This is a genomic window from Streptomyces sp. NBC_00659 (assembly GCF_036226925.1).
In the GTDB taxonomy this organism is placed as follows: Bacteria; Actinomycetota; Actinomycetes; order Streptomycetales; family Streptomycetaceae; genus Streptomyces.
Genome location: NZ_CP109031.1, coordinates 7725174 through 7752088, shown reverse-complemented (window position 1 = coordinate 7752088; position 26915 = coordinate 7725174). Strand labels below are relative to the sequence as shown.

Here is a 26915-nt window from a genome sequence, read left to right as displayed (position 1 = left end):
ACGAAGGAAGATGATCACTGTGACCGAAACGACCGCGACCGCGGTACCTCTTGAGCTCCTCTCCGGCGAAGGCGTCTCCATCTGGCTCGACGACCTCTCCCGCAAGCGCATCGAATCCGGCAACCTGGCCGAACTCGTCGCCACACGGCACGTGGTGGGCGTGACCACCAACCCGTCCATCTTCCAGGCGGCCATCGGCTCCGGCGAGGGGTACGAGCAGCAGCTCGCCGACCTCGCCGTACGCGGGGTGACGGTCGACGAGGCCGTCCGCATGATGACGACCGCGGACGTGCGCGCCGCAGCTGACATCCTGCGCCCTGTGTTCGAGGCGACCGAGGGCCGTGACGGCCGGGTCTCCATCGAGGTCGACCCCCGGCTGGCGCACAACACCGCCGCGACCGTCGCCGAGGCCCGGCAGCTCTCCTGGCTGGTCGACCGCCCGAACGTGATGATCAAGATCCCGGCGACGAAGGCCGGGCTCCCGGCGATCACCGAGGTCATCGGTCTCGGCATCAGCGTCAACGTCACGCTGATCTTCTCGCTGGAGCGCTACCGCGAGGTCATGGACGCCTACCTCGCCGGCCTGGAGCGGGCGAAGGCCGCGGGCATCGACCTCGCCGGAATCCACTCCGTCGCCTCCTTCTTCGTCTCCCGCGTCGACAACGAGATCGACAAGCGGCTCGCGAAGAACGGCACGGACGAGGCGCTCGCGCTCAAGGGCAGGGCGGCGCTCGCCAACGCCCGTCTGGCCTACGAGGCGTACGAGACGGTGTTCGGCTCCGTCGGCGGCTCGGCGCAGGGCGGCGCCCGCTGGACGGCGCTCGCCGCCTCCGGCGCGCAGAAGCAGCGTCCGCTGTGGGCCTCCACCGGCGTCAAGGACCCCGCGTACAAGGACACCCTGTACGTCGACGAACTGGTGGCGCCCGGCACGGTCAACACCATGCCGGAAGGCACGCTGAACGCCACCGCCGACCACGGCGACATCCACGGCGACACGGTGACCGGCGGCTACGACCGGGCCCGCGCCGACCTGGCCGCGGTCGAGGCGCTCGGCATCTCCTACGACGAGGTCGTCGGACAGCTGGAGGACGAGGGTGTCGCGAAGTTCGAGGCGGCCTGGGAGGACCTTCTCGACGCCGTGGCGGCCTCCCTGCGGGGCAAGGGAGTTGAAGGGGAATGACCAAGGGTGAGGCACTTTCCGACAGCGAGCCGCAGGATGCGGCCACCGCGTCGCAGGGATCCGGTGACGCGGCCGTGGAACAGGACGGCCTGACGCCCGCCGTGGAACAGGGCGGCCTGACGCCCGAGGCCCTCGCCGACGCGCCGGCCGTCCCGGCGGCCGAGGCTCTCGCCGAGGCGCTCGGCGTCCCGGCGGCCGACTGGGACAACCCGCTGCGCGATCCGCGCGACCGCCGGCTCCCCCGGATCGCGGGCCCCTCCGGTCTGGTCATCTTCGGCGTCACCGGCGACCTGTCCCGCAAGAAGCTGATGCCGGCCGTGTACGACCTCGCCAACCGGGGTCTGCTGCCGCCGGGCTTCTCGCTCCTCGGGTTCGCCCGCCGTGAGTGGGAGGACCAGGACTTCGCGCAGGTGGTGCACGACTCGGTGCGCGAGCACGCGCGGACCGAGTTCCGCGAGGAGGTCTGGCAGCAGCTCGCCGAGGGCATGCGGTTCATCCCCGGCGACTTCGACGACGACACGGCGTTCAAGCAGCTGCGCGCGGCCGTCGACGAGCTGGACGCCTCCCGGGGCACCAGCGGCAACTACGCGTTCTACCTCTCCGTACCGCCGAAGTTCTTCCCGAAGGTGGTCCAGCAGCTCAAGAAGCACGGGCTGGCGAGCGCTCCCGAGGGGTCCTGGCGGCGCGCGGTCATCGAGAAGCCGTTCGGCCGCGACCTGGTGAGCGCCCGCGAGCTGAACCGGATCGTGCACGAGGTGTTCGACCCGGACCAGGTGTTCCGGATCGACCACTACCTCGGCAAGGAGACCGTCCAGAACATCCTGGCGCTCCGCTTCGCCAACCAGATGTACGAGCCCGTCTGGAACCGGTCGTACGTCGACCACGTCCAGATCACGATGGCCGAGGACATCGGCATCGGCGGCCGGGCCGGCTACTACGACGGCATCGGCTCCGCCCGGGACGTGATCCAGAATCACCTGCTCCAGCTCATGGCGCTGACCGCCATGGAGGAACCCGCCGCCTTCGACGCCGAGTCGCTGCTCGCCGAGAAGCTCAAGGTCCTCAGGGCCGTGAAGCTGCCTCAGGACCTGGGCGAGCACACCGTGCGCGGCCAGTACGCGGCGAGCTGGCAGGGCGGCGAAAGGGTGCGCGGCTACCTCCAGGAGGACGGCATCGACCCCCGGTCGACGACCGACACCTACGCTGCCGTCAAGCTCCAGGTGGACAACCGCCGTTGGGCGGGCGTCCCGTTCTACCTCAGGACCGGCAAGCGTCTCGGCCGGCGCGTCACGGAGATCGCGGTGGTCTTCCAGCGCGCCCCGCACTCACCGTTCGACTCCACGGCCACCGAGGAACTCGGCGCCAACGCGATCGTCGTCCGCGTCCAGCCCGACGAGGGCATGACCGTGCGCTTCGGATCGAAGGTGCCGGGTACGTCCATGGAGATCCGCGACGTCACCATGGACTTCGCGTACGGCGAGTCGTTCACCGAGTCCAGCCCGGAGGCGTACGAACGGCTGATCCTGGATGTTCTGCTCGGCGACGCCAATCTCTTCCCCCGTCACCAGGAGGTGGAAGAGTCCTGGAAGATCCTCGACCCGATCGAGGGGTACTGGGAGAGCCACGGCACGCCCGCGCAGTACCCCTCGGGCAGCTGGGGTCCGGAGGAAGCCGACGAGATGCTCGCACGAGACGGACGGAGCTGGCGCAGGCCATGAAGATCGACCTGACCGACACCACGGCAAGCAAGATCAACAAGGCGCTCGTACGGGGGCGCCGGGCCATCGGCACCCCCGCCGTGGGCATGGTCCTGACGATGGTCATCGTCACCGACGAGGAGAACGCGTACGACTCCATCAAGGCGGCCGAGGAGGCCTCCCGGGAGCACCCCTCGCGCACCCTGGTCGTCATCAAGCGCGTCGCCCGCACCCCGCGCGACCGCACCAACTCCCGTCTGGACGCCGAGGTGCGCGTCGGCTCCGACGCGGGTACCGGCGAGACGGTCGTCCTGCGGACGTACGGCGACGTCTCCGACCACGCCGACTCGGTGGTCCTGCCGCTGCTGCTGCCGGACGCCCCGGTCGTCGTCTGGTGGCCGGTGGACGCGCCCGAGATCCCGGTCAAGGACCCGCTGGGCGCCCTCGCCCAGCGCAGGATCACCGACATGTACGCCGTCGAGACACCGCTCCAGGCGCTGGACGCCCGCGCCGCCTCGTACGCGCCGGGCGACACCGACCTGGCGTGGACCCGGCTCACGCCGTGGCGCTCCATGCTGGCGGCGGCCCTCGACCAGGCCCGCACGAAGGTGATCTCGGCGACCGTCGAGAGCGAGGCGCAGAACCCGAGCGCCGAACTGCTCGCCCGCTGGCTGGAGGCCCGCCTCCAGGTCAGGACCGAGCGTGTCGAGACCGCGGGCCCCGTGGTGACCGCCGTCCGGCTGGGCACCGCGAACGGCGAGATCGTCATCGACCGCCCCGAGGGCCCGCTCGCGACCCTGTCCCTGCCCGGTCAGCCCTCCCGCACCCTGGCGCTCAAGGTGCGTACGACCTCCCAGTTGATCGCCGAGGAACTGCGCCGCCTCGACGCGGACGAGATGTACGCCATCGCCCTGCGCGGCGAGGCCCCCAAGGAGAGCCCTCGTGTCTGACTACCCCAAGCCCACCCTGCGTCCTGAGTGGGTGGCCCTGGAGGACCACCGCGCGACCGCGCTGCTCCACCCGCGGCTGCGTGACCTGTTCGCCGCCGACCCCGCGCGCGCCGAGCGCTATGTCGTCCAGGTCGGCGACCTGCGCATCGACTACTCCAAGCACCTGATCACCGACGAGACCCTGGCCCTGCTCCAGGAACTCGCCGCCGCCACGGACGTGTTCGGGCTGCGGGACGCGATGTTCCGGGGCGAGAAGATCAACGTGACCGAGGACCGGGCGGTGCTGCACACCGCGCTGCGGGCGCCGCGGGACGCGGTGGTCGAGGTCGACGGGGAGAACGTCGTGCCGGCCGTGCACGCGGTCCTGGACAAGATGGCGGACTTCGCCGGGCGGGTCCGCTCGGGCGAGTGGACCGGGCACACCGGCAGGCGCATCAAGAACGTCGTCAACATCGGCATCGGCGGCTCCGACCTCGGTCCGGCGATGGCCTACGAGGTGCTGCGCTCCTTCACCGACCGTTCGCTGAGCGTGCGGTTCGTGTCGAACGTGGACGGCGCGGACCTGCACGAGGCCGTGCGGGACCTGGACCCGGCCGAGACGCTGTTCGTCATCGCCTCGAAGACGTTCACCACGATCGAGACGATCACCAACGCCACCTCGGCGCGTGACTGGCTCCTGAGCGGTCTGAAGGCCGGTCAGGAGGCGGTGGCGAAGCACTTCGTGGCGCTGTCGACGAACGCGGAGAAGGTGTCGGACTTCGGCATCGACACGGCGAACATGTTCGAGTTCTGGGACTGGGTCGGCGGGCGTTACTCGTACGACTCGGCGATCGGCCTGTCGCTGATGATCGCGATCGGTCCGGACCGCTTCCGCGAGATGCTCGACGGGTTCCACCTGGTCGACGAGCACTTCCGCACAGCTCCGGCGGAGGCCAACGCCCCGCTGCTGCTGGGCCTGCTGGGCATCTGGTACGGCAACTTCCACGACGCGCAGTCGCACGCCGTACTGCCGTACTCGCACTACCTGTCGAAGTTCACGGCCTACCTCCAGCAGCTCGACATGGAGTCCAACGGCAAGTCCGTGGACCGTGACGGCAACCCGGTGGAGTGGCAGACCGGACCGGTGGTGTGGGGCACGCCCGGCACCAACGGCCAGCACGCCTACTACCAGTTGATCCACCAGGGCACGAAGCTGATCCCCGCCGACTTCATCGGCTTCGTCAACCCGGTCGGTGAACTGAGCGACGAACTCGCGGCCCAGCACGACCTGTTGATGGCGAACTTCTTCGCGCAGACGCAGGCGCTGGCCTTCGGCAAGACGCCGGACGAGGTCCGCGCCGAGGGTGTGCCCGAGGAGCTGGTGCCGCACAAGACGTTCGAGGGCAACCACCCCACCACCACGATCCTCGCCGCCGAACTCACCCCCTCGGTCCTGGGCCAGTTGATCGCCCTCTACGAGCACAAGGTGTTCGTCCAGGGCGCGATCTGGAACATCGACTCCTTCGACCAGTGGGGCGTCGAACTCGGCAAGGTGCTCGCCAAGCGCGTCGAGCCCGCCCTCACCGAAGGCGCCGACGTCCCCGGTCTCGACCCCTCCACGGCCGCCCTGGTGGCCGCTTACCGCACCCTGCGAAAGAAGTGAACTGACATGCAGCTCGGACTCATCGGTCTCGGCAAGATGGGTGGCAACATGCGCGAGCGGATACGCCGCGCGGGACACACCGTCATCGGCTACGACCGCAATCCGGACCTCGCCGACGTGCACAGCCTCGCCGAACTCGTCGGCAAGCTCGAAGGGCCCCGCGTGGTCTGGGTGATGGTGCCGGCGGGCGCTCCCACCCAGTCCGTCATCGATGAACTCGGCGGCCTGCTGGAAGCCGGCGACACGGTCGTGGACGGCGGCAACTCTCGCTGGACCGACGACGAGAAGCACGCCGAGGAGCTGGCGGCCAAGGGCATCGGCTTCGTCGACGCGGGCGTCTCGGGCGGTGTGTGGGGCCTGGAGAACGGCTACGCGCTGATGGTCGGCGGCGACGCCGAGAACATCGAGAAGGTGCGGCCGGTCTTCGACGCGCTCAAGCCGGAGGGCGACTTCGGCTTCGTGCACGCCGGCAAGGTGGGCGCGGGCCACTTCTCCAAGATGGTCCACAACGGCATCGAGTACGCCATGATGCAGGCGTACGCCGAGGGCTGGGAGCTCCTGGAGAAGGTCGACTCGGTCACCGACGTACGGGAGGTGTTCCGCTCCTGGCAGGAGGGCACGGTCATCCGTTCCTGGCTGCTCGACCTCGCGGTCAACGCCCTGGACGGGGACGAGCACCTGGACAAGCTGCGCGGCCACGCGGAGGACTCGGGCGAGGGCCGCTGGACCGTCGAGGCGGCCATCGACAACGCCGTTCCGCTGCCCGCCATCACGGCGTCCCTCTTCGCCCGCTTCGCGTCCCGCCAGGACGACTCGCCGCAGATGAAGATGATCGCGGCGCTGCGCAACCAGTTCGGCGGCCACGCCGTCGAGTCGGCGAAGTAGGCCGGACCATGGGCGATCTCATCCTGGTCCGCCACGGAGAGACCGAGTGGACGCTGACGGGACAGCACACCAGCTGGACCGACCTTCCGCTCACTCCGCACGGCGAGGAGCAGGCCAAGTCCCTCGCACCGTTCTTCGCCGGGCGGTCCTTCGCCCAGGTCCTCACCAGTCCCCTCGGCCGCGCGGTCCGGACAGCCGAGCTCGCGGGGCTGTCCGGCGCGCGGACCGACCCCGATCTGCACGAGTGGGACTACGGCGGCTACGAGGGGATCACCACCATCGCCATCCACCGGGCCCGGCCCGGCTGGGTGCTGTGGAACGACGGGGTGCCGCCCGGCCCGGACGGCCACCCCGGCGAATCGCCTCGCGAGGTGGGCGTGCGAGCCGACCGGGTGCTCTCCCGGGTGGACGCCGCGCTCTGCAACCACCCCGGTGACGTGGTGCTGGTGGCGCACGCGCACTTCCTGCGGGTGCTCACGGCCCGACGCCTGGGGCTGCCGCCCGAGTCGGGACGGCTGTTCCAGCTCTCGACCGGGACCGTCAGCCGGCTCTCCACCGAGCACGGCGACCCCGTGATCGCCGCCTGGAATCAACCGGGAACTCCCGTCACGGTCCACTAGTTTCCACGGTGCCGCTGTAGAAACCGAAGAGTCCTCCGGTCCGCCCGCTCGGGCGGACCGGGCTCTTGACCACCTATGGAGTTCTCATGGCCCTGTGGGACCGCATCAAGGAGTCCGCGTCGACGATGCAGACCCAGCTCGTGGCGAAGAAGAACGACCTCAAGAGCGGCGCCTTCCGCGACGCGAGCATGGCGATGTGCGCACTGGTCGCGGCGGCGGACGGCACGATCGACCCGTCCGAGCGCCGGCGCGTGGCCCAGCTCATCGCCACGAACGAGGTCCTTCAGAACTTCGACGCCACGGACCTGCAGCGCCGTTTCGACGACAACCTGAACAAGCTGACGGCCGACTTCGCCTTCGGCAAGGTCAGCGTCCTCCAGGAGATCGCCAAGGCGAAGAAGAAGCCCGCCGAGGCGCGCGCGGTCATCCAGATCGGCATCGTCATCGGCGGCGCCGACGGCGACTTCGACAAGACCGAGCAGGCCGTCGTGCGCGAGGCGTGCTTCACGCTGGACCTGCCGCCGCACGAGTTCGACCTGTAGGAAGCCCTGCCCTCCGGGCCCGGTCGCCTCAGCGCCCCGGCCGCCCCTCCGCGCGCTGCGCGGCGAGGCGCACCGGGGCGTTCTGCGCTCCGTACCCCCGGTATCCGCCGTCCCGCTGGACGAGTTCGAAGAAGACACGGCCGACGGTCCGCGTGTAGCAGTGCCGGAACTCCCCTTCCCCGTCGCGGTCGTAGAGAATGCCGAGCTCGCGGTACACCGCCAGCTCCTCGTCGCCGAGCCCGTACCGGGCGGCCAGGTCGTCGTAGTAGTTGGCGGGTACCGCCAGCAACAGGCCGCCGGCCGCGCGAAAACGCCGGGCGGCCTGGATCACGTCATGGGTGGCGAGGGCGATGTGCTGGGGACGATCGCCGTCGTCCGTGGGCGCGGGGCCGACGCCGAGGGCGATCCGGACGCTTCCGTCGTCGTTGGTGACCGCGCGGCTGCGGTGCAGCCCGTAGGGGTCGGCGACGTCGACGCTCTCCTGGGCACCCAGTCCGAGGACGGCGCGGTGGAACAGGGCGGCCTCGTCGAACTGGTGCCAGGGCTGGGTGAGTGCCAGATGGTCGATCCGGGTCACGCGTGAGGCGCCCGGCTCCCCCTCGGATTCGTCGTGGGGCACCCGTTCCCCAGGCTCGAAGTCGTCCGTCCAGACCGGGAGTTCGCCGCGGGCGGGGGAAACTCTGCCTTCCGGTGGCGCCGAGGGCCGGGGAGAGGCGCAGAAGAAGAGTTCGGTGCCGTCGGGCGCGGCGACCGCGTCGAGGGGCGCGTCCTCCAGGGCGCGGCGGCGCGGCAGGACGGGAGCGAGGAGGGATTCGGCGCGCCGGGCCGCGGCGGCGGGGTCGGGCGACTCCAGGCCGATCGCGGCGAGAGCGGTGCCGCCGTGCCGGGCGGCCGGCCCGGTGTTGACGAGGATGCGGGCCTCGCCCTGTTCCCAGAGGTCGACGGGCTTGCTGCGGTGCCGGGACGTACGGGCGAAACCGAGGGCTCCGAGGAGCGTGGCGACGGGGACGACATCGGGTGTGACGAGTTCGGCGAAGGCGACGCCGGTCGGCACGACGGGAGCGGGCGGTGCCGCGAGCCCGGCCGCCTCGCGCAGCAGAGGCCGGACCGTCTCCTGCAGGACGAGCAGGGAACGGCGGGCGTCGACGGCGGTCGGGCCGGCCTCGGCCTGCCGGAAGACGTCGTTGAAGACCTCGAGGGACAGGGGCCCGTGGTATCCGGCGCGCAGGACGTGGACGAGCAGTCCCGCGAGGTCGAAGCCGCCCTGGCCGGGAAAGCAGCGGTAGTGACGGCTCCACTGGAGCACGTCCATCGCCATCAGCGGGGCGTCGGCCAGTTGCAGGAAGAAGATCTTGTCCCCGGGGATGTCCTCGATCCCCTTGGGGTCCGATCCGCGGGCGAGGATGTGGAAGCTGTCCAGGCAGGTGCCGAGAGCGGGGTGTCCGGCCGCCTCGACGATGCTCCAGGCATGGTCGTACGTGCTCACGTGCCGGCCCCAGGCGAGCGCCTCGTACGCGACCTTGACGCCGAAGTCCTCGGCGAGGACGGCCAGCCGGCGCAGTTGCTCCGCCGCGAGCGCGTCGTCGTCCACGGCGTGCGGAGAGACGCTGGAGCACACGAGCACGGTGTCGGCACCGAGACGGCGCATGAGCTCGAACTTGTGGCGTGCCCGGCGCAGAGAGCGGGTGAACTCCTCCTCCGCGACGGCCTCGATGTCGCGCATCGGCTGGTAGAGGTCGATGCGCAGGCCGAGGTCGGCGGTGCGCGCCCGGATCTCCTCGGGGGTGAGAGGGCTGGCGAGCAGGTCGTTCTCGAAGATCTCCACTCCGTCGAAGCCCGCCCGGGCGGCGGCGGTGAGCTTCTCGGTCAGGGAGCCGCTGAGGGACACGGTGGCGATGGACGTACGCATGGCGGTGCTCCTTCGGTCTGTTCGTCCAGGACCTGTCCGGCCGGACAGGCCCCAGGGCCTCCCCCGCTCGACGCCCTCAGTTCCGGGCGCCCGCGGCGCCGGCCAGCTCGGTGATGTCCGCGAGCATCCGTGCCGTGTCGGGCTCGCGCCCCGTGAACAGCCGGAAGGCGGCCGCGGCCTGGAAGGCGGCCATTCCGCCGCCGTCGAGCGTGGCGCACCCGACCGCGCGGGCGGTGCGCAGCAGTTCGGTCTCCAGTGGCCGGTAGACCACTTCGGCCACCCACAGTCCGGGACGCAGCAGCGCGGCGGGGAAGGGGAGGCCCGGGTGTGCGGCCATGCCGATGGGGGTGGCGTGCACGACGCCGTCGGCGCCGGCGAGCAGGGGCGCGAGTGTGTCCGGTGCCGCCGCGGCGGCCCGGCCCTCGCCGAAGTGGCCGTTCAGCGCGGCGGCGAGGGAGGCGGCGCGGTCGGGCACGGCGTCGACGACGGTGACGTGTCCCGCGCCCAGGGTGAGCACGGCGTGGGCGACGGCCGCCCCCGCGCCGCCCGCGCCGAGCTGGACGACCCGTTCCAGGGGGACGTCGGGCAGTCCGCGCGCGAAGGAGGCCGCGAAACCGGTGACGTCCGTGTTGTGTCCCGTCGCGCGGCCGTCCTCGAAGACGACGGTGTTGACCGCGCCGAGTGCGGCGGCCTGCGGAGCGAGATCGTCGAGATGCGGGATGACGAGCTGTTTGCAGGGGTGGGTGATGTTCAGCCCGTCGAAGCCGACGTCGCGTGCGGCCCGTACGAGATCACCGACGGCCTCCGGCGGAACGCCGAGGGTGTCGATGTCGATCAGCCGGTACAGACAGCGCAGCCCCTGCCGGTCGGCCTCCCGCTGGTGCAGGGCGGGGCTGAGGGAGGGACCGATTCCGGAGCCGATGAGGCCGACGAGGTACGAGGTCTGGGACACGGCGGGCCTCCGGAGGCGTGGGTCGGCGGGCGAGCGGTGACCGATCGGCCGTCACTAATGTACGAACTGGTTCGTTAGTCATATCAAGCCGCCTCTCCGAAGGGAAGAGCCGCCCCGGCGAAGGCACGCGAGGACGCCCTCGCGATCTCCCCCGGGCCCGCCCTGCTTCTAGAATCGCGGACACCGACCGTCTCGCCCGAAGGAACCCGATGACCAGCGTCGAAGAACCGGCACGACCTGGCGGGCGCATCCGCGACGCCGCCCGCACCAAGGCCGAGATTCTCGACGTGGCGACCCAGGAGTTCTCCCGCGCCGGTTTCGCGGGCGCCCGGGTCGACGAGATCGCCGCCCGCACCAGCACCACGAAGCGGATGATCTACTACTACTTCGGCGGCAAGGAGCAGCTCTTCACGGCGGTCCTGGAGCGCGCCTACTCGGTGATCCGGCAGGCCGAACAGGAGCTGGACGTCGAGCACCTGGACCCGGTCGCGGCCATCCGCCGGCTCGCCGAGCTGACCTTCGACCACCATGAGGCGCACCCCGACTTCATCCGCCTGGTGAGCATCGAGAACATCCACGAGGCCGAACACATCGCGGACTCCGAGGCGCTGGGCAGGATCGGCTCGCCCGCGCTCGACGTGATCCGCCGGATCCTGGCGACCGGGAGGAAGTCGGGCCTGTTCACCGCCGACGTCGACGCCGTGGACCTGCACGCGATGATCAGCGCCTTCTGCTTCTTCCGCGTCTCCAACCGGCACACGTTCGGTGCCCTGTTCGGCCGCGACCTGACCGCCCCCGACCAGCGGGAGCACTACCGCTCGATGCTCGGCGACATGGTCATCGCCTACCTGACCGCGGACCGCGCGGCGGACTGAGCACGGGAACATCCTTCGGCGCGACCCCTTGACACCCGGGTGACCTGGGCGCAGCATCCGTAGCCATCCGCTACTAACTATCCAGTGGGTTAATTAGCGAGGAGGCCGGCCTGGGGCCGGCCACCGTCGCACCGCCGTCCGGGCTCTCTCCGGTACGGCGGTGGTGCCGCGGCCCGCCCCCTCGGGGTCACGGCACCGGCCCGCGCCCCGCCGCACTCCCGTCCCCGGAGTCACCCGAAGGAGCAAGCCGTGTCCGAACCCGCAGCCCCGCTCGACGCGCCACCCGGCCAGCCCAGGAAGGCCGCCATGGCCGCCTGGATCGGCAGCGCCCTGGAGTACTACGACTTCTTCATCTACGGCAGCGCCGCGGCCCTCATCTTCCCGAAGGTCTTCTTCGACGAGTCCGACCCGGCCACCGCGACACTCCAGTCGCTCGCCACCTTCGGCGTCGCCTACGCGGCCCGCCCGGTCGGCGCTCTCTTCCTCGGCCACTTCGGCGACCGGCTCGGCCGCAAGAAGATCATGGTCTTCACGCTGATCCTCATGGGCCTGTCGACGTTCCTCATCGGCTGTCTGCCGACCCGCGCCCAGGTCGGCGGCATCGCCCCGGTCCTGCTCGTCCTGTGCCGCGTCCTTCAGGGCATCTCCGCGGCCGGCGAACAGGCCGGAGCCAACTCGATGACGCTGGAGCACGCACCGCCGGAACGGCGCGGCTTCTTCACCAGTTTCACCCTCAGCGGCACCCAGGGCGGCCAGCTCATCGCGACCCTGGTCTTCCTGGCGGTCGCCACGATGCCCGAGGACCAGCTGCTCTCCTGGGGCTGGCGTGTGCCCTTCTGGGCGAGCGTCGCCGTCGCCGGGGTCGGCTATGTCATCCGCCGCACCCTCCAGGAGACTCCGGCCTTCACCCGGCAGGCCGAGACCGAAGGAGTCGTCGGACTGCCCCTCGCCGTGCTGTTCCGCGAGCACTGGGCGGACGTGCTGCGCGTGGTCGCGGGTGCGCTCATCGCCTCGGTCAGCACGATCTTCACGGTGTGGGCGCTGGCCTACGGCACCAGTGACGCGGTCGGCCTCTCCCGGACACAGATGCTGTGGGTCGGCGCGCTGGCCAACCTGGTCGCCCTCGGCGCGATTCCCGCCTGGGCCATGCTCTCCGACCGCATCGGCCGCCGCCCGGTGTATCTGATCGGCGCCGCGGGCAGCGCGGGCTTGATGTTCGCCTACCTGTGGGCCATCTCCACCGGCTCCTACCCCCTGGTCCTGCTCTTCGGCATCCTCGCCTTCGGCGTCGTCTACAGCGCCGCGAACGGTGTCTGGCCCTCCTTCTACGGAGAGATGTTCTCCACGCGCGTCCGGCTCTCCGGCACGGCGATAGGCACCCAGATCGGCTTCGCCGTGGCCGGGTTCGCCGTCACCTTCGCCGCGCAGATCGCCGGTCCCGACGGCGACGACTGGTCCTCGGTCGCGCTGTTCACCGCGGCGCTGTGCGTGCCGCCGGTACTCGCCGCGCTCACCGCCCGCGAGACCCACAAGGTGCCGACAGAGCGGCTCGGCGAGGACGCTGCGGGCGACGCGGTTCGGCGTGAGGCCGTGACCGCCTGAGCAGCGGCCTCACTCGAAACGAGCCGCACCCATCGCCGATCGGATCCCCTTCCACGCCTCGCCGGGGTTCTGAGCGGTGACGGAGCCGAAGCCCTTTGAGGACCTCCGAAGAGCGGAGGTCCTCAAAGCCGGGCGGTTACTGCGGACGGAGGCTCGACCCCCGGGTCTGGCCGCCGGAGGCCGGCTTGACCTGGACCCAGCCGGCGGTGCTGGGTACGCCCTCCTCGTTGAGGAGGAAGAGCATGTAGTAGCCGGGCGGGGCCGCATTGGCGGACGGGGGTGCCTGCAGTTCGAGGAAGCTGCCGCTGCGGCTCTTGATCCGCAGGTCGAGGTGGCGCTGGCTGGTGTTGACCGAGTGGGTCGCGGTGGTCGGTGCCAGCAGGACTGCGCGGGTGACGTCGGCGGCGGTGTTGCTGCTCACCGTGATCTTCTCGTTGTATCCGACGGACGGGTTGAACACGGTGCCGAGGTGGGGGCGGCTGCCCTGCTGGAGGTAGGCCGGCTCGTAGATCTCGATACTGCCGTTCATGTCGTCGCTGACGTCGGGGTCGTTGGCGAGCTGCTGGAGCTCGTCACCGGTGACCATCACCCGGCCGTCCGGAAGCACCACGGCGTTGGAGTGGTAGCCGCGCGGCAGCCGCTGGGCCGGGCCGAGCTTCCAGTTGCCGTTCTCGTCGCGCAGTTCGATCTGGCGGTACTTCAGATCCGCGTTGGGGTTGTACGGGCCGTTGCCGTAGTCGCGGATGTCGAAGGCGCCGTTGACGGTCATCAGGGTCGCGTCCGGCATGAGCAGGGTGTCGTCCTGGGTACGGCCGAAGGCTCTCGCCTTCTCCTTGCTCCACTGGCCGCCGACCAGCTGATAGGTGTTCGGGTCGTCCCGGTCCCCGCCGAGCACCAGCACCGAGTCCGGGCCCTTGAAGCCGGCGGGCAGCGGCACGGCGGACCCGTAGTTGCGCGGCATGTTGTCCGGGCGAGGTGCCAGGTCGGTCCGGGTCTCGGCGGCGGGGTCGAACCTCCACTGCTGGTCGGGGTTCCGGCCCAGGCCGTAGATCTTGCCGTCACGCAGCGAGAAGAGGTGCGGGTAGTCGCGCTTGAACGGGGCGTCGGCCTTGAACAGTTCCGGCGCCCAGCCCTCCGGCTTGTCCGTCTTGGCCGTGGGCACGGGCTTGTTCAGGGCGGGGAAGCGCTCGACGATCGAGGTGGGCGTGCCCCAGCCGAGCTCCGACTGGCCGGACATGATCAGCTGCCGCCCGTCCGCGCCGGTCACCACCGACGGGTACCACCGGCCGACCACCATGTCCTGGTTCTGGTACCACTTCTCCTCCCACGGGTCGAAGACGAGGGAGAGCTTGGCGCCGGAACCGCCGTTGCCGCCGAGGTTGCCGCCGAAGACGCCGAGCATTCCGTTGGGCAGGAAGGAATGACCGGCACAGAAGAACGGCGCGGGTCGGGGCTGGTTGAGCCCGTCCGGCATGTTGATCACGGGGGGCGTGACTTTGGTGTACGAGTCCGGACCGGTGCCCTTGGCCGGGTCCCACAGGTATGCGCGGCCCGCGTTCTCCTTGCCGATGGTGTCGGTCGGGGCGGGTTCCTTCTGAGGGTTGCTCTCGATGCGCTCGAAGGAGAACAGCAGCACCTTGCCGGTGGGCAGCATGGCGATGTGGGCGGCGAAGTCCGGGGACTGGAAGTACTCCCGGAACCGGCCGGAGTCCATCGCGTCGAAGTCCGCGTTGACCTTGGCCTGGGAGGCACCGAGCGCCTTGAGCCGCTCGGTGCGGGTGGACTGCGGGTACTCGCCGACGGCCTTGATGGCCTTCCTGGTCATGGCGTGTTCCTCGGCGTGCTCCTTGCCGATGACTTTCGCCTCGTCCGGGTCGGCCTGCGCCCGGTCGGCCGAGGTGCCGTCACCACCGTGCTCATGGGCGGCGGCCGGGCCGGAGGACAGCACGGCGAGTGTCAGCGCGGAGACGGCACACGCGGAGATCGCCGCAGCCAGCGTCCTTCTGGACGACGGCCCGGTCAGGTTCCTACGGGACATGGGACTCCTTGCGAGAGAGGGGAAGGGCACGCAGCGGTGGCGTCGCGGCCGCGCCGTGTCACCGATCTGATGGCGGGCACATGACGCGAGCACATGACTACGCACAGTGTTCACACCTTGATCGTCCGCTGTCGCGCGATGCCGGGCGGGCGGGTGATCTTCCGGCGGCCGAACGAGTCAGAACCCGTGCAGGGCTGGGATTTTGCGTCACGGCGCATGCCTGCCGACGGGCCCGTCCGGCGACGCCCTCACGCCTTCGTCGATCACATGACGTAGCGTCTCGATTACTGTGATCATTTCATGGCATATGCGTCAGTCAAGGAGAAAACGTGAGAGAAGAGCCCAGACTTCGTGAGAGCGACGACATCCAGGGCGATGTGATCGCGGGCTTCAAGAAGGACCGCATGACACTGCTCTTCCTCAAGTTCGAGGACCCCGCGCGGGCTCGTACCTGGGTGAAGCGGCTCGCATCCCAGATCTCCACCACCAGGCAGGTGGCCACCTTCAACGCGGCGTTCCGCATGGCCAGGCAGGCCACCGGCGGCGACGACCCGAAGGCGCTGAAGGCCACCTGGACGAACGTCAGCTTCACCTACGAGGGCCTCAAGGTCCTCATCGGCGGCAAGGACCCCCTGCCCTCGGTACGGAAGGGCGGCACTCTGGAGGCGTTCAAGGAGGGGTCCCACAAGCGCTCACTGGGCGACACCGGCGACAGCTCACCCGAGAACTGGCTGTTCGGGGACGGCAAGGGCCAGACCGTGCACGCCGTGATCACCGTCGCCTCCGACACCGCCGACGGGCTCCAGGACGCGTTGACCGCCCAGCGCGAGGCAGCCGCGCAGGCCAAGATCGTGATCGTCTTCCAGCAGAACGGCGCCACGCTGCCGGGCACCCGCCGCGGAAAGGAACACTTCGGTTTCAAGGACGGGGTCAGCGAGCCGGGGGTGATCGGTTTCGACGAGCCCGACCCGGAGCGGCCGGAGTATGTCAAGGACCACCCGGGCACCCGGCTGATCCCGCCCGGTGAGTTCGTCGTCGGGCACGACCGGGTCGGCGGGATTCCGTACGACGAGATGCCGGAGTGGGCCGACAACGGCAGCTTCCAGGTGGTGCGCCGGCTCGCTCAGGACGTCCCGGGCTGGTGGGCGCAGGTCGCCGCGCAGCTGAAGGTTCTGAGGAAGGCCAAAGTGGTGCCGGACGAGGCGACCGCCGAATGGCTGGCCGCCCGGATGGTGGGCCGTTGGCGCTCGGGCACTCCCGTCGCCAAGTGCCCGCACGCCGACATGCCCGACAACGCCCTCGCGGGCCAGGACAACGACTTCGGCTACCGCAACGACCCGGAGGGGTTCACCACCCCGCTCTTCTCCCACCTGCGCAAGACCAACCCCCGGGACGGCCTGCAGGAGAAGCCCGGCACGGACCCGTTCCCCGAGAAACCGGTCATGGACCGACGCCGGATCATCCGCCGCGGCGCCCCCTACGGTGCGCCCTTCGACCCGGCCTCGGACGGCCCTGGCGGCCCCGACCACCCGCGCGGTCTGCTCTTCGTCTGCTACCAGTCCGACCTCGTCGAGCAGTTCGAGTTCATCCAGAAGATGTGGATCGACAACGTCGACTTCCCGCCGAACCGCCCTGCGAAGCCCGGCCCCGACCCGATGGTCGGCCCCACCGGCAAGGTCAGCTTCGAGAGCCCCGCCGCGACGACCGAGCTGAGCTTCCATCAGTTCGTCACCACCGAGGGCTCGGTCTACGCCTTCGTCCCCTCGCTCACCACACTGCGACTGCTGGGCGACGGCCGCCTCACCGACAAGCTCCCGGAGACCGTCCGGCCGACCGACGCCTTCCTCCCGATTCCCGACCGCCAGCGGGACAACGGCAAGAGCTGGTACTGGGCCTACGGGACCGGTGGCGACGGACCGGTCTGCCGCACCATCTCCATCGCCGACGGCGACGAGCACAAGGACGTCGTCGAGCGCCCCGACCGGCCCCTGGCCACCTGGCCGTGCTACATCGGCGTGTCAAAGGTGGACGCGATCCTGCCGGTGCCGGACGAGCAGCGCCTCAACGGCCGGAGCCGGTACTGGCTGTTCCACACCGTCGAAGGCCGCCAGGTCTACCGGCTGATCTCGATCGCGGACGGAGCGGAGTCCGGACTCGACCCCGAGGCGGCAGGCTCCGTCGACCGGCCCGACCGGCCGATCTCGGCCTGGGCCTCGTTCAACGGAATCGAGCAGGTGGACGCTTTCCTGCCGGTGCCCGACATGCAGCGCCAGAACGGGAAGAGCCACTACTGGCTCTTCCACTCCTCCCTGGGGCAGCAGGTCTACCGGCTGATCTCGATCGCCGACGGCTCCGCGCACACCGACGTCATCGAGCGCGGCGACCGTTCGCTCGGTCTGTGGCAGTCGCTGGCCGGCGTCTCCCGCGTGGACGAGTTCCTCGCCGTGCCGGACATGCAGCGCATCAACGGGCTGAGCCTGTTCTGGGTGTTCCACCAGCAGAAATACCGGATCATCTGCATCGCCGACGGCCACGGGCACAACGACCAGGTTACGGTCGAGGACCGCTCGATCACGCTGTGGAAGTCCCTGACCGGCTGAGGCCCGCCGGTGGTGCGGGCGCCCCGGACGACCGGCTGCCCGAACAGCAGGCCACTCCCGGGACGGGGCCTGTCCAGCCCGAAGACCGCACGTCTGCGGCACCCTTGGGTCGTGGTTCCGCGCGCCCCGGCCGGATTCAGGGACGGCCGGGGTGCGCGGAACCCTCGTCGACCGCGGCCGTCGGAGCACCGGGCATGCCGGCCGGCGGGCCGACTCGGTGCGTCAGGGCCTGGGCGCCGGGGAACGTCTCAGCGTCCGGGAATCCCGTAGGCCCGCTCCACGCGCAGCCGCAGGACGAGCCGGCCGTCGCGGACCATGGCGGCACGGTATTCGTCCCAGTCGGGGTGTTCGCCGAGGACGTCCCGGTAGACCCTGATCAGCTCCTCCACGGTCTCGTCGTGCGGATCCGCAGCGACGGGCGTCAGCTCGGCCGTGCCCTCGACGACCGTGTAGGCCCACCGGTCCGCGCTGGTCACGTGGTACGAGGCCCGCGGGTCCCGGCGCAGATTGCGGGTCTTGGCGCGGTCGTCGGTGAGCGAGACGCGGATGACCCCCTCGTCGGGGTAATAGAAGTGGCTGACGTTCGACAGCTGGGGCCGGCCGTCCTTCTTGAGGGTGACGAGCACCCCGCCCTTGTACTCGGAGAGCAGCTTGAGCAGTGCGTCCTGGGTCTCTTCCTCAGTCATGCGTGTTTCAACGCTCGGGATCCGGCACGTCATTCCGCGCCGACCTCCTTCCGGGCCCGTCCCTCATCGCGCACACGAGTAGACAGTGTCTACTCGTTCCTGGTAGACAGCGTCTATGAGTGAACGGGAGACCATCGGGCTGAGGACGCGTCTGATCGACGTCGGAGTCGATCTCGTGACGAGGGAGGGCTCGCAGGCGCTGACGCTGCGGGAGATCGCCCGCCGGGCGGGGGTCTCGCACGGCGCCCCGCGCCGCTACTTCCCGACCCACCTGGAGCTGCTGTCCGCCATCGCGCGCCGCGGCTTCGCCGACCTCCGGGCCCGGACGACGGAGGCTGATGGTGACGGCGGGGGCGACCCCCGTGCCCGGCTCACGACCCTGGCGAAGATCTACCTGGACTTCGCGCTGTCCCAGCGTGGCATGTACGAGCTGATGTTCCGTCACGATCTCCTGGAGAGCAACGAGTTGGGGCTCCGCGAGACGAGCCTGCCGCTGTTCGGGGCGCTGGTCGACCTTGTCGGCCGGGTGCGTCCGGAGGCCGACGCCCGCGTCCTCGCGGGTGCCCTGTGGGCGAACCTGCACGGCATCGCCCAGTTGTGGGGCTGGGGAAGCCTGAAACTCACCACGGGCGCCGACGACTTCGTACCCCTCCTGCACGCGGCACTCGACGCGCACCTCGGACCGGAGGAACGATGACTGCCCCCGGCTCCCCCGGCTCCGACAGCGTCACCCCCACGGCGGCCGCGCGCCCGGCCCGTCCAGGGGCGGCACACCGCCGGATCACCCTCGCGAGCAGCGTCGTCGGCGCCGTGATCGTCGCCCTCGACGGCACGGTCCTCACCGTCGCGCAGCCCGCGCTCCAGGGCGACCTGCACGCCTCGTTCGCGCAGGTCCAGTGGACCAGCACCGGGTATCTCATCGCGGTGGCGGGCCTGTTGGTGTTCGCGGGACGCCTCGGCGACCGCTACGGGCACCAGCGGATCTTCGCCCTCGGCATCCTGGGATTCGGGGCGGCGTCCGCCGGAATCGGTCTCGCGCCCGGGATCGGCTGGGTGATCGCGCTGCGGGTCGCCCAGGGTGTCTTCGGCGCGCTGCTGCAACCGGCCACGCTCGGCATGCTGCGCGCCGCGTACCCGCCCGACCGGCTCGGGACGCCCATAGCGCTGCGGGCGAGCGCCATCGGGATCGCCGCGGCCGCGGGTCCGCTGCTCGGCGGCGCGCTGGTCGGCCACTTCGGATGGCGGTCCGTCTTCTTCCTCAACGTACCGCCCGCGCTGGCGATGGGCGCGGCCGCGCTCGGTGTCCGGGCGCCCGCCGACCCGGGGAGGAGAACGGTCCGCCCGTCGGCGGCCGACGGCCTCGACGTGCCGGGAGCCTGTCTGCTCACCGTCGCCCTGGTGGCCCTGGTGCACACCCTGGTCGCCGTACCCGAAACCGGCTGGACGGCGGCGAGGGTGGCCGGAGCGGCCCTGGTGGCCGCCGCCGGCACCGCGTTCGTACGCTGGCAGCGCCGGGCCGCGAACCCCTTGGTACCGCCGGAGATCCTCGGCTCGGCGGCCATCGGCGCGGCGCTCGGCACCCTGGTGGCCGTGTCCGCCGCGCTGCTCGGCACCCTGTTCGTCGCCAGCTACTTCCTCCAGCGCACCCTGGGTCTCGACCCGCAGGAGACCGGCCTGCGGGCGCTGCCCGCCGGAGTGATGATGGTGCTCGGGGCTCCCCTCGCCGCCGTCCTCATGCGCAGGATCGGCCCGCGGCTGACCGCCGTGGCCGGAACGCTCGTCCTCACGCTCGGCGTCCTGCTCCTGGGCCGGCTCGGACCGGCGTCCACCGCCCTGCCCGTCGCCTGCGGCTTCCTGCTGCTGGGTGCCGGTTTCGTGACGGTGATGGTGACGACGACGGCGGTCGCGGTGCGGTACGCCCCCGCGGCGTCGGCCGGTGTGGCGGGCGGACTGCAGCAGACGGCGATGAACATCGGCCCCACGCTGGGGATCGCGGTGGCGGCCACGCTGATGTCTCTGACGCCCGGTGCCGCCGTCGGCCCCCCGCTGACCGCGCTCGCGCTGTTCTCCGCGGCGGGAACCCTGCTCGCCCTGAGGCTTCCGGGGCACAAGGACACCGTGGGGACCGTCCGGGCAAGCCCGCGCGACGCGTCACCAGCCCGTTTGGGACGATGAGGGACACGAGCCACGGTCCGAGGGAGAGCCATGGGACATCTGCGACAGGAAGTCGAGCCGGGATCCGTCGGCCTCGACCCCGAGGCGCTGGACCGGCTCGACCGGCACTTCGCCGCTCTGGTCGACGACGGCAGGCTCCCCGGCTTCCTGGTCGCCGTCTCCCGGCACGGGCAGGTCGCCCACCTCACCACGTACGGCCGGCGCGACCGTGCGGCGGAACTCCCGGTGGAGAGCGACACCTTGTGGCGGATCTACTCCATGACCAAGCCGGTCACCTCGGTCGCCGCGCTCATGCTGCTCGAAGAGGGCCGCCTCGGACTCGACGACCCGGTGGCCGACTTCCTTCCCGCCTTCGCCGAACCACGGGTGTACGTCGGCGGGTCCGGACCGGACACGACGACCCGGCCTGCCCGACAGCCCATCCTGATCCGCCACCTGCTCACCCACACCGCGGGCCTGACCTTCGGCTTCTATCACGCGCACCCCGTCGACGGGCTCTACCGCGACGCGGGTGTGGAGTCCTCGGTGGCCCCGGACGCCGACCTGGCCGAGACCTGTGAGGTGTACGCCGGGCTGCCGCTCCAGTTCGAGCCGGGCGCACAGTGGAACTACTCGGTGGCCACCAATGTCCTCGGCCGTGTCATCGAGGTGGTGTCCGGCCAGGACCTCGACGTCTTCCTGCACCGGCGTATCCTCGGGCCGCTCGGGATGACTGACGCCGGCTTCCAGGTCACGGACGAACAGGCGGGCAGACTGGCCGAGTTGTACGGCGAGGACGACGACGGAGAACTCACCCCGATCTCCGGTCTCCCGCTGCGCGGCCGGCCCCGCTTCCTGTCCGGCAGCGGGGGGATGGTCGCCACGGCCCGCGACTACCACCGCTTCATGGAGATGCTCCGGCGCCGCGGCGAACTCGACGGAACGCGTCTGCTGCGCCCCGGGACCGTGGACCTGATGGCGGCCAACCAGCTGCCCGGCAACGCCGACCGGCGCTCCTTCGGCAGCCCGGTCCACCAGGAACCCGGCAACGCCGGCCTCGGCTTCGGCCTGGGCCTCTCGGTCGTCGTGGACCCGGCCGTCACCCGGGCGCCTGCCGCCGAGGGCGCGTTCGGCTGGAGCGGGGTGGCCACCACGACCTTCTGGGTCGACCCGCGGCACGACCTGACCGTGCAGTTCCTGAGCCAACTGCGCCCGAAGGGTTCACACTCGGTCTTCCCCGACCTCAAGCGGCTGGTGCACGAGGCGGTACGGCCCTGATCACCGCGGAGTCGTCCGAGGCGGGGGCGGTCCGGGGCCCTGATCCGGACCGCCCCGTGACCGCACGCCCGTCTTCGGTCATTCCTCGGTGATGACCGTCTTCGCCGACCCGGCGAAGATCGCCTTGGCCCACTCCTCGCCGTCCAGGTGGGGCAGGTAGTGGTCGAGGCGTTCCCGCTTGGTCAGCAGATAGGTGAGGTTGTCCTCGCACGGCGGTATCAGGAGCGGCACCTGCTCGGCGACCTTGATGCCGTGGCGCAGCAGCGACTCACGCTTGCGTGGGTTGTTCGACAGGAGCCGCACGGACCGTACGCCGAGGTCGTGCAGCATCTCCGCCGCCACCCGGTAGTCGCGGGCGTCCACCGGCAGGCCGAGGGCGACGTTCGCCTCGACGGTGTCGAGCCCCTCCGCCTGGAGCTTCATCGCCTTGAGCTTGGCGAGCAGGCCGATGCCCCGGCCCTCGTGGCCGCGCAGGTAGACGAGGACGCCGCGGCCCTCGGTCGCGATGGCCTGCAGCGAGGCGGTGAGCTGGGGGCCGCACTCGCAGTGCTGCGATCCGAAGGAGTCGCCGGTGAGGCATTCGGAATGCAGCCGGGTCAGTACGTCCCCCTTTCCAAGGGTGTCCAGGTCGCCGTACACGAGGACGACTTGTTCCTCGCCGCGGTCGTGGTCGAGGAAGCCGACGGCGTGGAAATCGCCGTACACGGTGGGCAGCGGGGCAATCACGACTCGTTCGACACCTGTGAGGTGGGCATTCCCGCCGAGTACGCCAAAGTTATCTGTCATGATCTGGTTCCTAAGCAGAGTCGAAAGGGCCGTGAAAGATGAGTAGTTCGGGAACGCGCGTGATGGAGTCCGGTGTGCTGTCACTGGACACCACGGAGGATGTCCGCGAGCGGGGGGCCGGTGTCGCCCGCCAGGTCGCCGTCCTTCCCGTCGGGAGCCTCGAACAGCACGGCGCCTACCTGCCCCTGACGACCGACACACTGGTGGCGTGCGCCATCGCGCGGGAGATCGCGGCCGCCTATCCGGTGCATCTTCTTCCTCCGGTGACCATCTCGTGCTCGCACGAGCACGCGGCCTGGCCGGGCACCGTCAGCATTTCCGCCGTCACCCTGTACGCCGTCGTCCGGGACATCGCCGCTTCGTTGCGGCGATCGGGCGTCGACACCCTGGTCGTGGTCAACGGGCACGGGGGGAATTACGTTCTGGGCAATGTGGTCCAGGAATCCGAGGGCACCGGTACACGCATGGCGCTTTTCCCCGCCATGGAGGACTGGGAAGGCGCGTGTGAACGAGCCGGTGTGCAGACGTCGTTGCTCACGGATATGCACGCGGGAGAAATCGAGACGTCCATTCTCCTGCACGCCCATCCGGAATGCGTCAAAGACGGTTATGAGACCTCCGATTTCGTGGCCGACGACCGTCGGCATCTGCTCACTCTCGGCATGTCGGGCTATACCGAGTCCGGGGTCATCGGCCGTCCCTCGATGGCCGGCGCCGAGAAGGGGAAGGAACTCCTCGCCGGGCTGGCCGAAGCCTTCGGGGCGTACTTCTCCTTGGTGACGTCCGAGACGCTGCACTGATCAGGCCCTCCCGCGCTCTCCTCCCGGGGGCGCCGGAGCGCGGCACCCCACCGGACGACCAGGACCACGGCGCCGGGCAGGCTCGCCGCGAGGCTGAGCACGCCGTAGATCACCGCGACGGTCAGACCCATGCCGGCGCCGAGCCCGGCGGCGCCGAACGCCCAGGCGGTGGCGCCCTCGCGGGGGCCCCAGCCGCCGACGTTCAGCGGCAGCCCCATGGCCAGCAGGGCCAGCAGGGCCAGCGGCGTCAGCCGGGCGACGGACGCGCCGGATCCGGCGGCCCGGGCGGCGAGCACGAACATCGCCAGATGACCGGCGAGCACCAGGACCGACGCGAGCGTCACGCCGGGCCAACTGCGCCGGGCCAGCAGGGCACCCCGGGCCTCGACGAGCGCGCCGCGGACGGCTCCGTACCGTCCGGTGGCCGAAGAGGTCCGACGCCTGCGGACGACGCCGAAGGCCACCGCGCCGACCACCGAGACGAGCGCGAGGATCAGCGCGGCCTCGCGGGCCTGCGCGAGCACGGGTGACGGCTGGGTGAGCAGCACCACCGCGCCGACGGCCACCAGCACGGCCTGTCCCGCGGTGCGTTCCAGCACCACCGAGCGCACGCCCCGGCCGATGTCGCCGGCGCTCTGTCCGTGCCGTACCGCCCGGTGCACGTCCCCGAGGACCCCGCCGGGCAGCGCGGCGTTCAGGAACAGCGCGCGGTAGTAGTCCGCGACGGCCGCGCCCAGCGGGAGTTCGATGCGCAGCTCGCGCGCGACCAGGCACCACCGCCAGGCGCTGAACACCGTGGTGAGCAGCCCGATCGCCATCGCCACCGTCAGGGTGGTCCCGTCGATGCGCCGCAGCCCGTCCACGAACACCCCGGTACCCAGCCGCCAGAGCAGCACTCCGAGGATGAGGACGCCGGCCGTGGCACCGAAGTGCTTGCGCACACGTCCGGACACGCGCCGGACCCGGGGGGTTTCCTCGGCCGCCGGACTCCCGGAGCCCTCGGCCGGGACGTACCCCGGTCCCGTACCCGTGGGGCCCGGCGCCCTCGAGGCGCCGGACTCCGCGGGGATGTTCAGGTGCGGGCCGTCGAGGTCCGGGGTCACGGCCGCCGCGGCGGCCGGTCCCAGTGTCTCCAGGCCCGCGCTCACGCCGCACCCCCGACCGGGTGGGGCAGCGCCAGCACATCGCTGTGGTGGACGACGACCCGCAGCTCGCCCGCGGCGCACGCCGCCAGGCGCGACTCCAGATACGTCTCCGCCGGTCCGGCCAGCTCGGGGCGTTCCTCCACCGCCGCGGCGACCCAGCCGCGCAGCCACTCCGCGGTGAGGGCGGCCTCGTCGGGGCCGAGCCGCCAGGGGCTCGGATGCACCCGCACGGTGACGTCGTAGCGGGCGAACGCCTCGCAGGTGGCGGTGACGGCGTCCGGGCCGAGCAGGTCGCCGCGCCGCTGGTGGGCGTTGAACGCCTCGGTGATCTCGGCGTCCAGCGGGTCGGCCGGGGTGAATTCGACCCGGCCGGCGACGGACAGCGTCAGCAGGGCGGGCACTCCCGCGCCGGCGCAGGCGGCCGCGAGCCGGTCGATCTCCTCGGCGGTGAGTACGTCGAGCAGCGCCGACGCGGTCACCAGGGAGGCGCCGGCCAGGGCGTCCGTCGTCAGCCGCCCGATGTCGCCACGCTGGGTGGTGACGCCGACGTGGCTGCCGTCGGCCGCCGCCTTGGGTGCCCCGACGGTGGCGAAGTGCAGCAGGTACGGGTCGCGGTCGTGCAGGATCCAGTGCTGGGCGCCGTCGAGCCGGGGCGCCAGCCAGCGGCCCATGGAGCCGGTGCCGCAGCCGAGGTCGTGGATGGCCAGGTCGCCGCGCCCGGGCCGGTTGGCCAGCCGGATGCGCAGCGGGTCGAGGAGGTCGACCGCCCGCGCGGCGGCGTCGGCGGGCTCGCGCAGCTGGAGCCACTGGGGCGCGTAGCGCACCTCTTCGGCGTCAGGGTCCCCGACTCGCTGACCGGGCACGCCCGTCCTCACCTTCTCCTCGGGGATGCCGGAGTCCGGCCCGCTCGCGGGGGTCGTCGCGGTACTCACGCCGCCCTCCGGGGTTCCTGGGGCAGCCGGCCGAGCACACCGGCCAGGCTGCGCGCGGTGGTGGCCCAGCCGTCGAGCGCGGCACGGCGTCCGCGGGCGGCGGCCTTCAGCCGGCGCCGCACGTCGGCTTCGCCGAACCAGCCGCGCAGCTCGGCGGCCAGGGCCGCCGGGTCCTCCGGGGGGACGAGGATGCCGGGCACCCCGCCGTCGGGGGCGCGTCCGACGGCCTCGGGCACACCGCCGACGTCCGTGGCGAGCACGGGGATGCCGCGGGCCAGGGCCTCGGTGACGGCCATGCCGTAGGTCTCCGCGTACGAGGTGAGGACCATGAGGTCGGCCGCGGCGTAGCTGGCGTCGAGTTCGGCGCCGGCCTGCGGTCCGGCGAGGTGCAGCCGGTCGCCGAGGCCGTGCTGGGCGATCAGGGCGCGCAGATGGTCGACGTAGGCCGGGTCCTGGGCCAGACCGCCGACGCAGACGCAGCTCCAGGGCAGGTCGGTGACGGTGGCCAGGGCCTCGATGAGCCGGTGCTGGCCCTTGCGCGGGGTCACCGCGGCCACGCACAGCAGCCGCGAGACACCGTCGGTGCCGGAGGCGAGCGGTGCGATGTCGGCGCCGGGGGCCGCGGCGTGGACCCGGTCGGGGGCGAGGCCGTGATGGGCGACGAGCCGGCGGACGGCCCATTCGCTGGTGGCGACGACGGCGGACACGGCCCGCAGGGTCGTACGCTCCAGGGCGTCCAGCTCGGCGGCCACGGCGGGCTCGAGTCCCGTCTCGTCGCCGAGCGGCAGGTGGACGAGGACGACGAGACGCAGCCGGTCCGCCTCGGGAGCGACGATCTCGGGGACTCCGCAGGCGACGATCCCGTCGAGCAGGACGACCGTGCCGTCGGGCAGGTCCGCCAGGGTCCGGGTCAGTTCCGTACGGGCGGCGGCACCGGGGCGGGGCCACTCGCCGGCGACGATGCGCCGCTCGACCTGCCAGCCGAAGCCGGGCAGGTCGAGGCAGAGCCGGCGGTCGTAGGCGTTGCCGCCGCTCGGCGTGGCCGGGTCGTCGACGCCGCCCGGCATCACGAAGTGCACGGTGCGCAGGGACATGGGGATGATCTCGGCGTTCTTGAGAGCCGCGTTCTGCACGGGCACGTAGTTCAGGGCGCCGGGTCCGGTGACCGTGGCGGCACGCCCGGACGGCACGGACGCCTTGTCGAGGGTCACGTCGGTCACAGGGCACGCTCGTAACTCGCCCAGGCGATGTGCGACTCGTGGAGGGTGACGGTGATGCCGGCGAGGCCGTGGGCGCCCGCGCCCAGGGCTCCGGCGTGCACGCGGTCGGCGAGCCGGTCGGCGATGACCTTCGCCAGGAACTCGGTCGAGGTGTTGGTGTCCTTGAAGTCCGGCTCGCTGTCGAGGTTGCGGTAGTTCAACTCGCTCACGACGGCGCCGAGCTCCTGCGTGGCCAGTCCGATGTCGACGACGATGTTGTCGTCGTCCAGCTCGGGGCGACGGAAGGTGGCGTCCACCAGGAACGTCGCCCCGTGGAGGCGCTGCGCGGGTCCGAAGACCTCGCCACGGAAGCTGTGGGCGATCATCAGGTGATCGCGGACGGTGATGCTGAACAACGGACGACCCTCCAGGTGCGGTGCGTC

The 26915-nt window shown here is 71.1% G+C and carries 22 protein-coding genes and 1 pseudogene; 14 read left to right on the top strand and 9 right to left on the bottom strand.

From position 1 onward, the window contains the following. Window positions 1–10 precede the first annotated feature (10 nt). The 7 genes from tal to OG410_RS33835 all read left to right on the top strand — a co-directional run bounded on the left by tal (window position 11) and on the right by OG410_RS33835 (window position 7516). Window positions 11–1180, top strand: a complete 1170-nt coding sequence (gene tal, locus OG410_RS33865; protein WP_329302584.1) for a transaldolase — start codon at window positions 11–13, stop codon at window positions 1178–1180. After that, window positions 1177–2898 carry a glucose-6-phosphate dehydrogenase gene (gene zwf / locus OG410_RS33860; protein ID WP_329302583.1) on the top strand — a complete coding sequence of 574 codons (1722 nt, stop codon included), beginning with the start codon at window positions 1177–1179 and terminating at the stop codon, window positions 2896–2898. Before tal ends, zwf begins: the two co-directional genes overlap by 4 nt. Then, window positions 2895–3827, top strand: a complete 933-nt coding sequence (gene opcA, locus OG410_RS33855; protein ID WP_329302582.1) for a glucose-6-phosphate dehydrogenase assembly protein OpcA — start codon at window positions 2895–2897, stop codon at window positions 3825–3827. Before zwf ends, opcA begins: the two co-directional genes overlap by 4 nt. Beyond that, the gene (pgi, locus tag OG410_RS33850; RefSeq protein ID WP_443063831.1) at window positions 3820–5469 is read left to right on the top strand and encodes a glucose-6-phosphate isomerase; all 1650 of its coding nucleotides are present in this window, start codon (window positions 3820–3822) and stop codon (window positions 5467–5469) included. Before opcA ends, pgi begins: the two co-directional genes overlap by 8 nt. Window positions 5470–5475: 6 nt before the next feature. Next, window positions 5476–6354, top strand: a complete 879-nt coding sequence (gene gnd / locus OG410_RS33845) for a phosphogluconate dehydrogenase (NAD(+)-dependent, decarboxylating) (protein WP_326784527.1) — start codon at window positions 5476–5478, stop codon at window positions 6352–6354. A gap of 8 nt (window positions 6355–6362) precedes the next feature. Beyond that, complete coding sequence (locus tag OG410_RS33840; protein WP_329302581.1) at window positions 6363–6974, top strand: histidine phosphatase family protein; 612 nt, start codon at window positions 6363–6365, stop codon at window positions 6972–6974. Between the two features lie 86 nt (window positions 6975–7060). Further along, window positions 7061–7516 (top strand): tellurite resistance TerB family protein, encoded by a 456-nt coding sequence (locus OG410_RS33835; RefSeq protein WP_329302580.1) that lies wholly within the window; start codon window positions 7061–7063, stop codon window positions 7514–7516. Between the two features lie 28 nt (window positions 7517–7544). On the opposite strand, the gene OG410_RS33830 is transcribed toward OG410_RS33835, so the two are convergent. Together OG410_RS33830 and OG410_RS33825 are read right to left on the bottom strand one after the other, a co-directional pair. After that, on the bottom strand, window positions 7545–9425 hold the full coding sequence (locus OG410_RS33830; RefSeq protein ID WP_329302579.1) for a bifunctional sugar phosphate isomerase/epimerase/4-hydroxyphenylpyruvate dioxygenase family protein: 1881 nt from the start codon (window positions 9423–9425) through the stop codon (window positions 7545–7547). Window positions 9426–9501: 76 nt separating this feature from the next. Continuing rightward, window positions 9502–10377 carry a shikimate dehydrogenase gene (locus OG410_RS33825; RefSeq protein WP_329302578.1) on the bottom strand — a complete coding sequence of 292 codons (876 nt, stop codon included), beginning with the start codon at window positions 10375–10377 and terminating at the stop codon, window positions 9502–9504. 209 nt (window positions 10378–10586) lie between these two features. Here OG410_RS33825 and OG410_RS33820 point away from each other — a divergent pair, with 209 nt between their 5' ends. Then, window positions 10587–11252 carry a TetR family transcriptional regulator gene (locus tag OG410_RS33820; protein WP_328446205.1) on the top strand — a complete coding sequence of 222 codons (666 nt, stop codon included), beginning with the start codon at window positions 10587–10589 and terminating at the stop codon, window positions 11250–11252. A 249-nt stretch (window positions 11253–11501) separates the two neighbouring features. After that, window positions 11502–12854 (top strand): MFS transporter, encoded by a 1353-nt coding sequence (locus OG410_RS33815; RefSeq protein ID WP_443063830.1) that lies wholly within the window; start codon window positions 11502–11504, stop codon window positions 12852–12854. Window positions 12855–12990: 136 nt separating this feature from the next. On the opposite strand, the gene OG410_RS33810 is transcribed toward OG410_RS33815, so the two are convergent. Further along, window positions 12991–14892: a galactose oxidase early set domain-containing protein gene (locus tag OG410_RS33810; protein WP_329302577.1), complete on the bottom strand. Its 1902-nt coding sequence runs from the start codon at window positions 14890–14892 to the stop codon at window positions 12991–12993. 329 nt (window positions 14893–15221) lie between these two features. On the opposite strand from OG410_RS33810, the gene OG410_RS33805 reads away from it, so the two are divergent. Beyond that, window positions 15222–17492 carry a Dyp-type peroxidase gene (locus OG410_RS33805; RefSeq protein ID WP_329302576.1) on the top strand — a complete coding sequence of 757 codons (2271 nt, stop codon included), beginning with the start codon at window positions 15222–15224 and terminating at the stop codon, window positions 17490–17492. A 248-nt stretch (window positions 17493–17740) separates the two neighbouring features. Here the strand turns inward: OG410_RS33805 and OG410_RS33800 are convergent, their stop codons facing one another. Beyond that, the gene (locus OG410_RS33800; RefSeq protein WP_329302575.1) at window positions 17741–18178 is read right to left on the bottom strand and encodes a PPOX class F420-dependent oxidoreductase; all 438 of its coding nucleotides are present in this window, start codon (window positions 18176–18178) and stop codon (window positions 17741–17743) included. 115 nt (window positions 18179–18293) lie between these two features. On the opposite strand from OG410_RS33800, the gene OG410_RS33795 reads away from it, so the two are divergent. From OG410_RS33795 to OG410_RS33785, 3 genes are read left to right on the top strand one after another with little or no spacing between them, the layout of a single operon-like run. Next, window positions 18294–18875 carry a TetR/AcrR family transcriptional regulator gene (locus OG410_RS33795; protein ID WP_329302574.1) on the top strand — a complete coding sequence of 194 codons (582 nt, stop codon included), beginning with the start codon at window positions 18294–18296 and terminating at the stop codon, window positions 18873–18875. Next, window positions 18872–20353 (top strand): MFS transporter, encoded by a 1482-nt coding sequence (locus OG410_RS33790; RefSeq protein WP_329302573.1) that lies wholly within the window; start codon window positions 18872–18874, stop codon window positions 20351–20353. The genes OG410_RS33795 and OG410_RS33790 overlap by 4 nt, the downstream gene beginning before the upstream one ends. Before the next feature lie 30 nt (window positions 20354–20383). Further along, entirely contained in the window at window positions 20384–21610 is a 1227-nt protein-coding gene (locus tag OG410_RS33785; RefSeq protein ID WP_329302572.1) for a serine hydrolase domain-containing protein, read from the top strand. A 78-nt stretch (window positions 21611–21688) separates the two neighbouring features. Here the strand turns inward: OG410_RS33785 and ribA are convergent, their stop codons facing one another. Further along, window positions 21689–22396, bottom strand: a complete 708-nt coding sequence (ribA, locus tag OG410_RS33780) for a GTP cyclohydrolase II (RefSeq protein ID WP_329302571.1) — start codon at window positions 22394–22396, stop codon at window positions 21689–21691. Window positions 22397–22434: 38 nt separating this feature from the next. Between ribA and OG410_RS33775 the strand changes: the two genes are divergently transcribed. After that, window positions 22435–23196, top strand: a complete 762-nt coding sequence (locus OG410_RS33775; protein ID WP_329302570.1) for a creatininase family protein — start codon at window positions 22435–22437, stop codon at window positions 23194–23196. A gap of 137 nt (window positions 23197–23333) precedes the next feature. Here the strand turns inward: OG410_RS33775 and OG410_RS33770 are convergent. The 4 genes and pseudogenes from OG410_RS33770 to OG410_RS33755 form a co-directional block, all read right to left on the bottom strand. Then, window positions 23334–24059, bottom strand: a pseudogene (locus OG410_RS33770) (lysylphosphatidylglycerol synthase domain-containing protein); the annotation flags it as partial. 281 nt (window positions 24060–24340) lie between these two features. Then, on the bottom strand, window positions 24341–25273 hold the full coding sequence (locus OG410_RS33765; RefSeq protein ID WP_443063829.1) for a class I SAM-dependent methyltransferase: 933 nt from the start codon (window positions 25271–25273) through the stop codon (window positions 24341–24343). Further along, a complete protein-coding gene (locus OG410_RS33760) occupies window positions 25270–26493 on the bottom strand; it encodes a glycosyltransferase family 4 protein (protein WP_329302569.1) in 1224 nt (407 codons plus the stop codon). Before OG410_RS33760 ends, OG410_RS33765 begins: the two co-directional genes overlap by 4 nt. After that, the gene (locus OG410_RS33755) at window positions 26490–26888 is read right to left on the bottom strand and encodes a 6-pyruvoyl trahydropterin synthase family protein (RefSeq protein WP_328672536.1); all 399 of its coding nucleotides are present in this window, start codon (window positions 26886–26888) and stop codon (window positions 26490–26492) included. The genes OG410_RS33760 and OG410_RS33755 overlap by 4 nt, the downstream gene beginning before the upstream one ends. Between the last annotated feature and the right edge of the window lie 27 nt (window positions 26889–26915).

Bases quoted from the DNA above. Each gene is read 5' to 3' on its own strand.
- OG410_RS33820 (WP_328446205.1), top strand. From the start codon at position 10,587: ATGACCAGCGTCGAAGAACCGGCACGACCTGGCGGGCGCATCCGCGAC.
- OG410_RS33775 (WP_329302570.1), top strand. From the start codon at position 22,435: ATGAGTAGTTCGGGAACGCGCGTGATGGAGTCCGGTGTGCTGTCACTG.
- opcA (WP_329302582.1), top strand. From the start codon at position 2,895: ATGAAGATCGACCTGACCGACACCACGGCAAGCAAGATCAACAAGGCG.
- tal (WP_329302584.1), top strand. From the start codon at position 11: ATGATCACTGTGACCGAAACGACCGCGACCGCGGTACCTCTTGAGCTC.
- OG410_RS33800 (WP_329302575.1), bottom strand. From the start codon at position 18,178: ATGACTGAGGAAGAGACCCAGGACGCACTGCTCAAGCTGCTCTCCGAG.
- ribA (WP_329302571.1), bottom strand. From the start codon at position 22,396: ATGACAGATAACTTTGGCGTACTCGGCGGGAATGCCCACCTCACAGGT.
- OG410_RS33790 (WP_329302573.1), top strand. From the start codon at position 18,872: ATGACTGCCCCCGGCTCCCCCGGCTCCGACAGCGTCACCCCCACGGCG.
- OG410_RS33830 (WP_329302579.1), bottom strand. From the start codon at position 9,425: ATGCGTACGTCCATCGCCACCGTGTCCCTCAGCGGCTCCCTGACCGAG.
- zwf (WP_329302583.1), top strand. From the start codon at position 1,177: ATGACCAAGGGTGAGGCACTTTCCGACAGCGAGCCGCAGGATGCGGCC.
- OG410_RS33810 (WP_329302577.1), bottom strand. From the start codon at position 14,892: ATGTCCCGTAGGAACCTGACCGGGCCGTCGTCCAGAAGGACGCTGGCT.
- OG410_RS33785 (WP_329302572.1), top strand. From the start codon at position 20,384: ATGGGACATCTGCGACAGGAAGTCGAGCCGGGATCCGTCGGCCTCGAC.
- OG410_RS33840 (WP_329302581.1), top strand. From the start codon at position 6,363: ATGGGCGATCTCATCCTGGTCCGCCACGGAGAGACCGAGTGGACGCTG.
- gnd (WP_326784527.1), top strand. From the start codon at position 5,476: ATGCAGCTCGGACTCATCGGTCTCGGCAAGATGGGTGGCAACATGCGC.
- OG410_RS33835 (WP_329302580.1), top strand. From the start codon at position 7,061: ATGGCCCTGTGGGACCGCATCAAGGAGTCCGCGTCGACGATGCAGACC.
- OG410_RS33795 (WP_329302574.1), top strand. From the start codon at position 18,294: ATGAGTGAACGGGAGACCATCGGGCTGAGGACGCGTCTGATCGACGTC.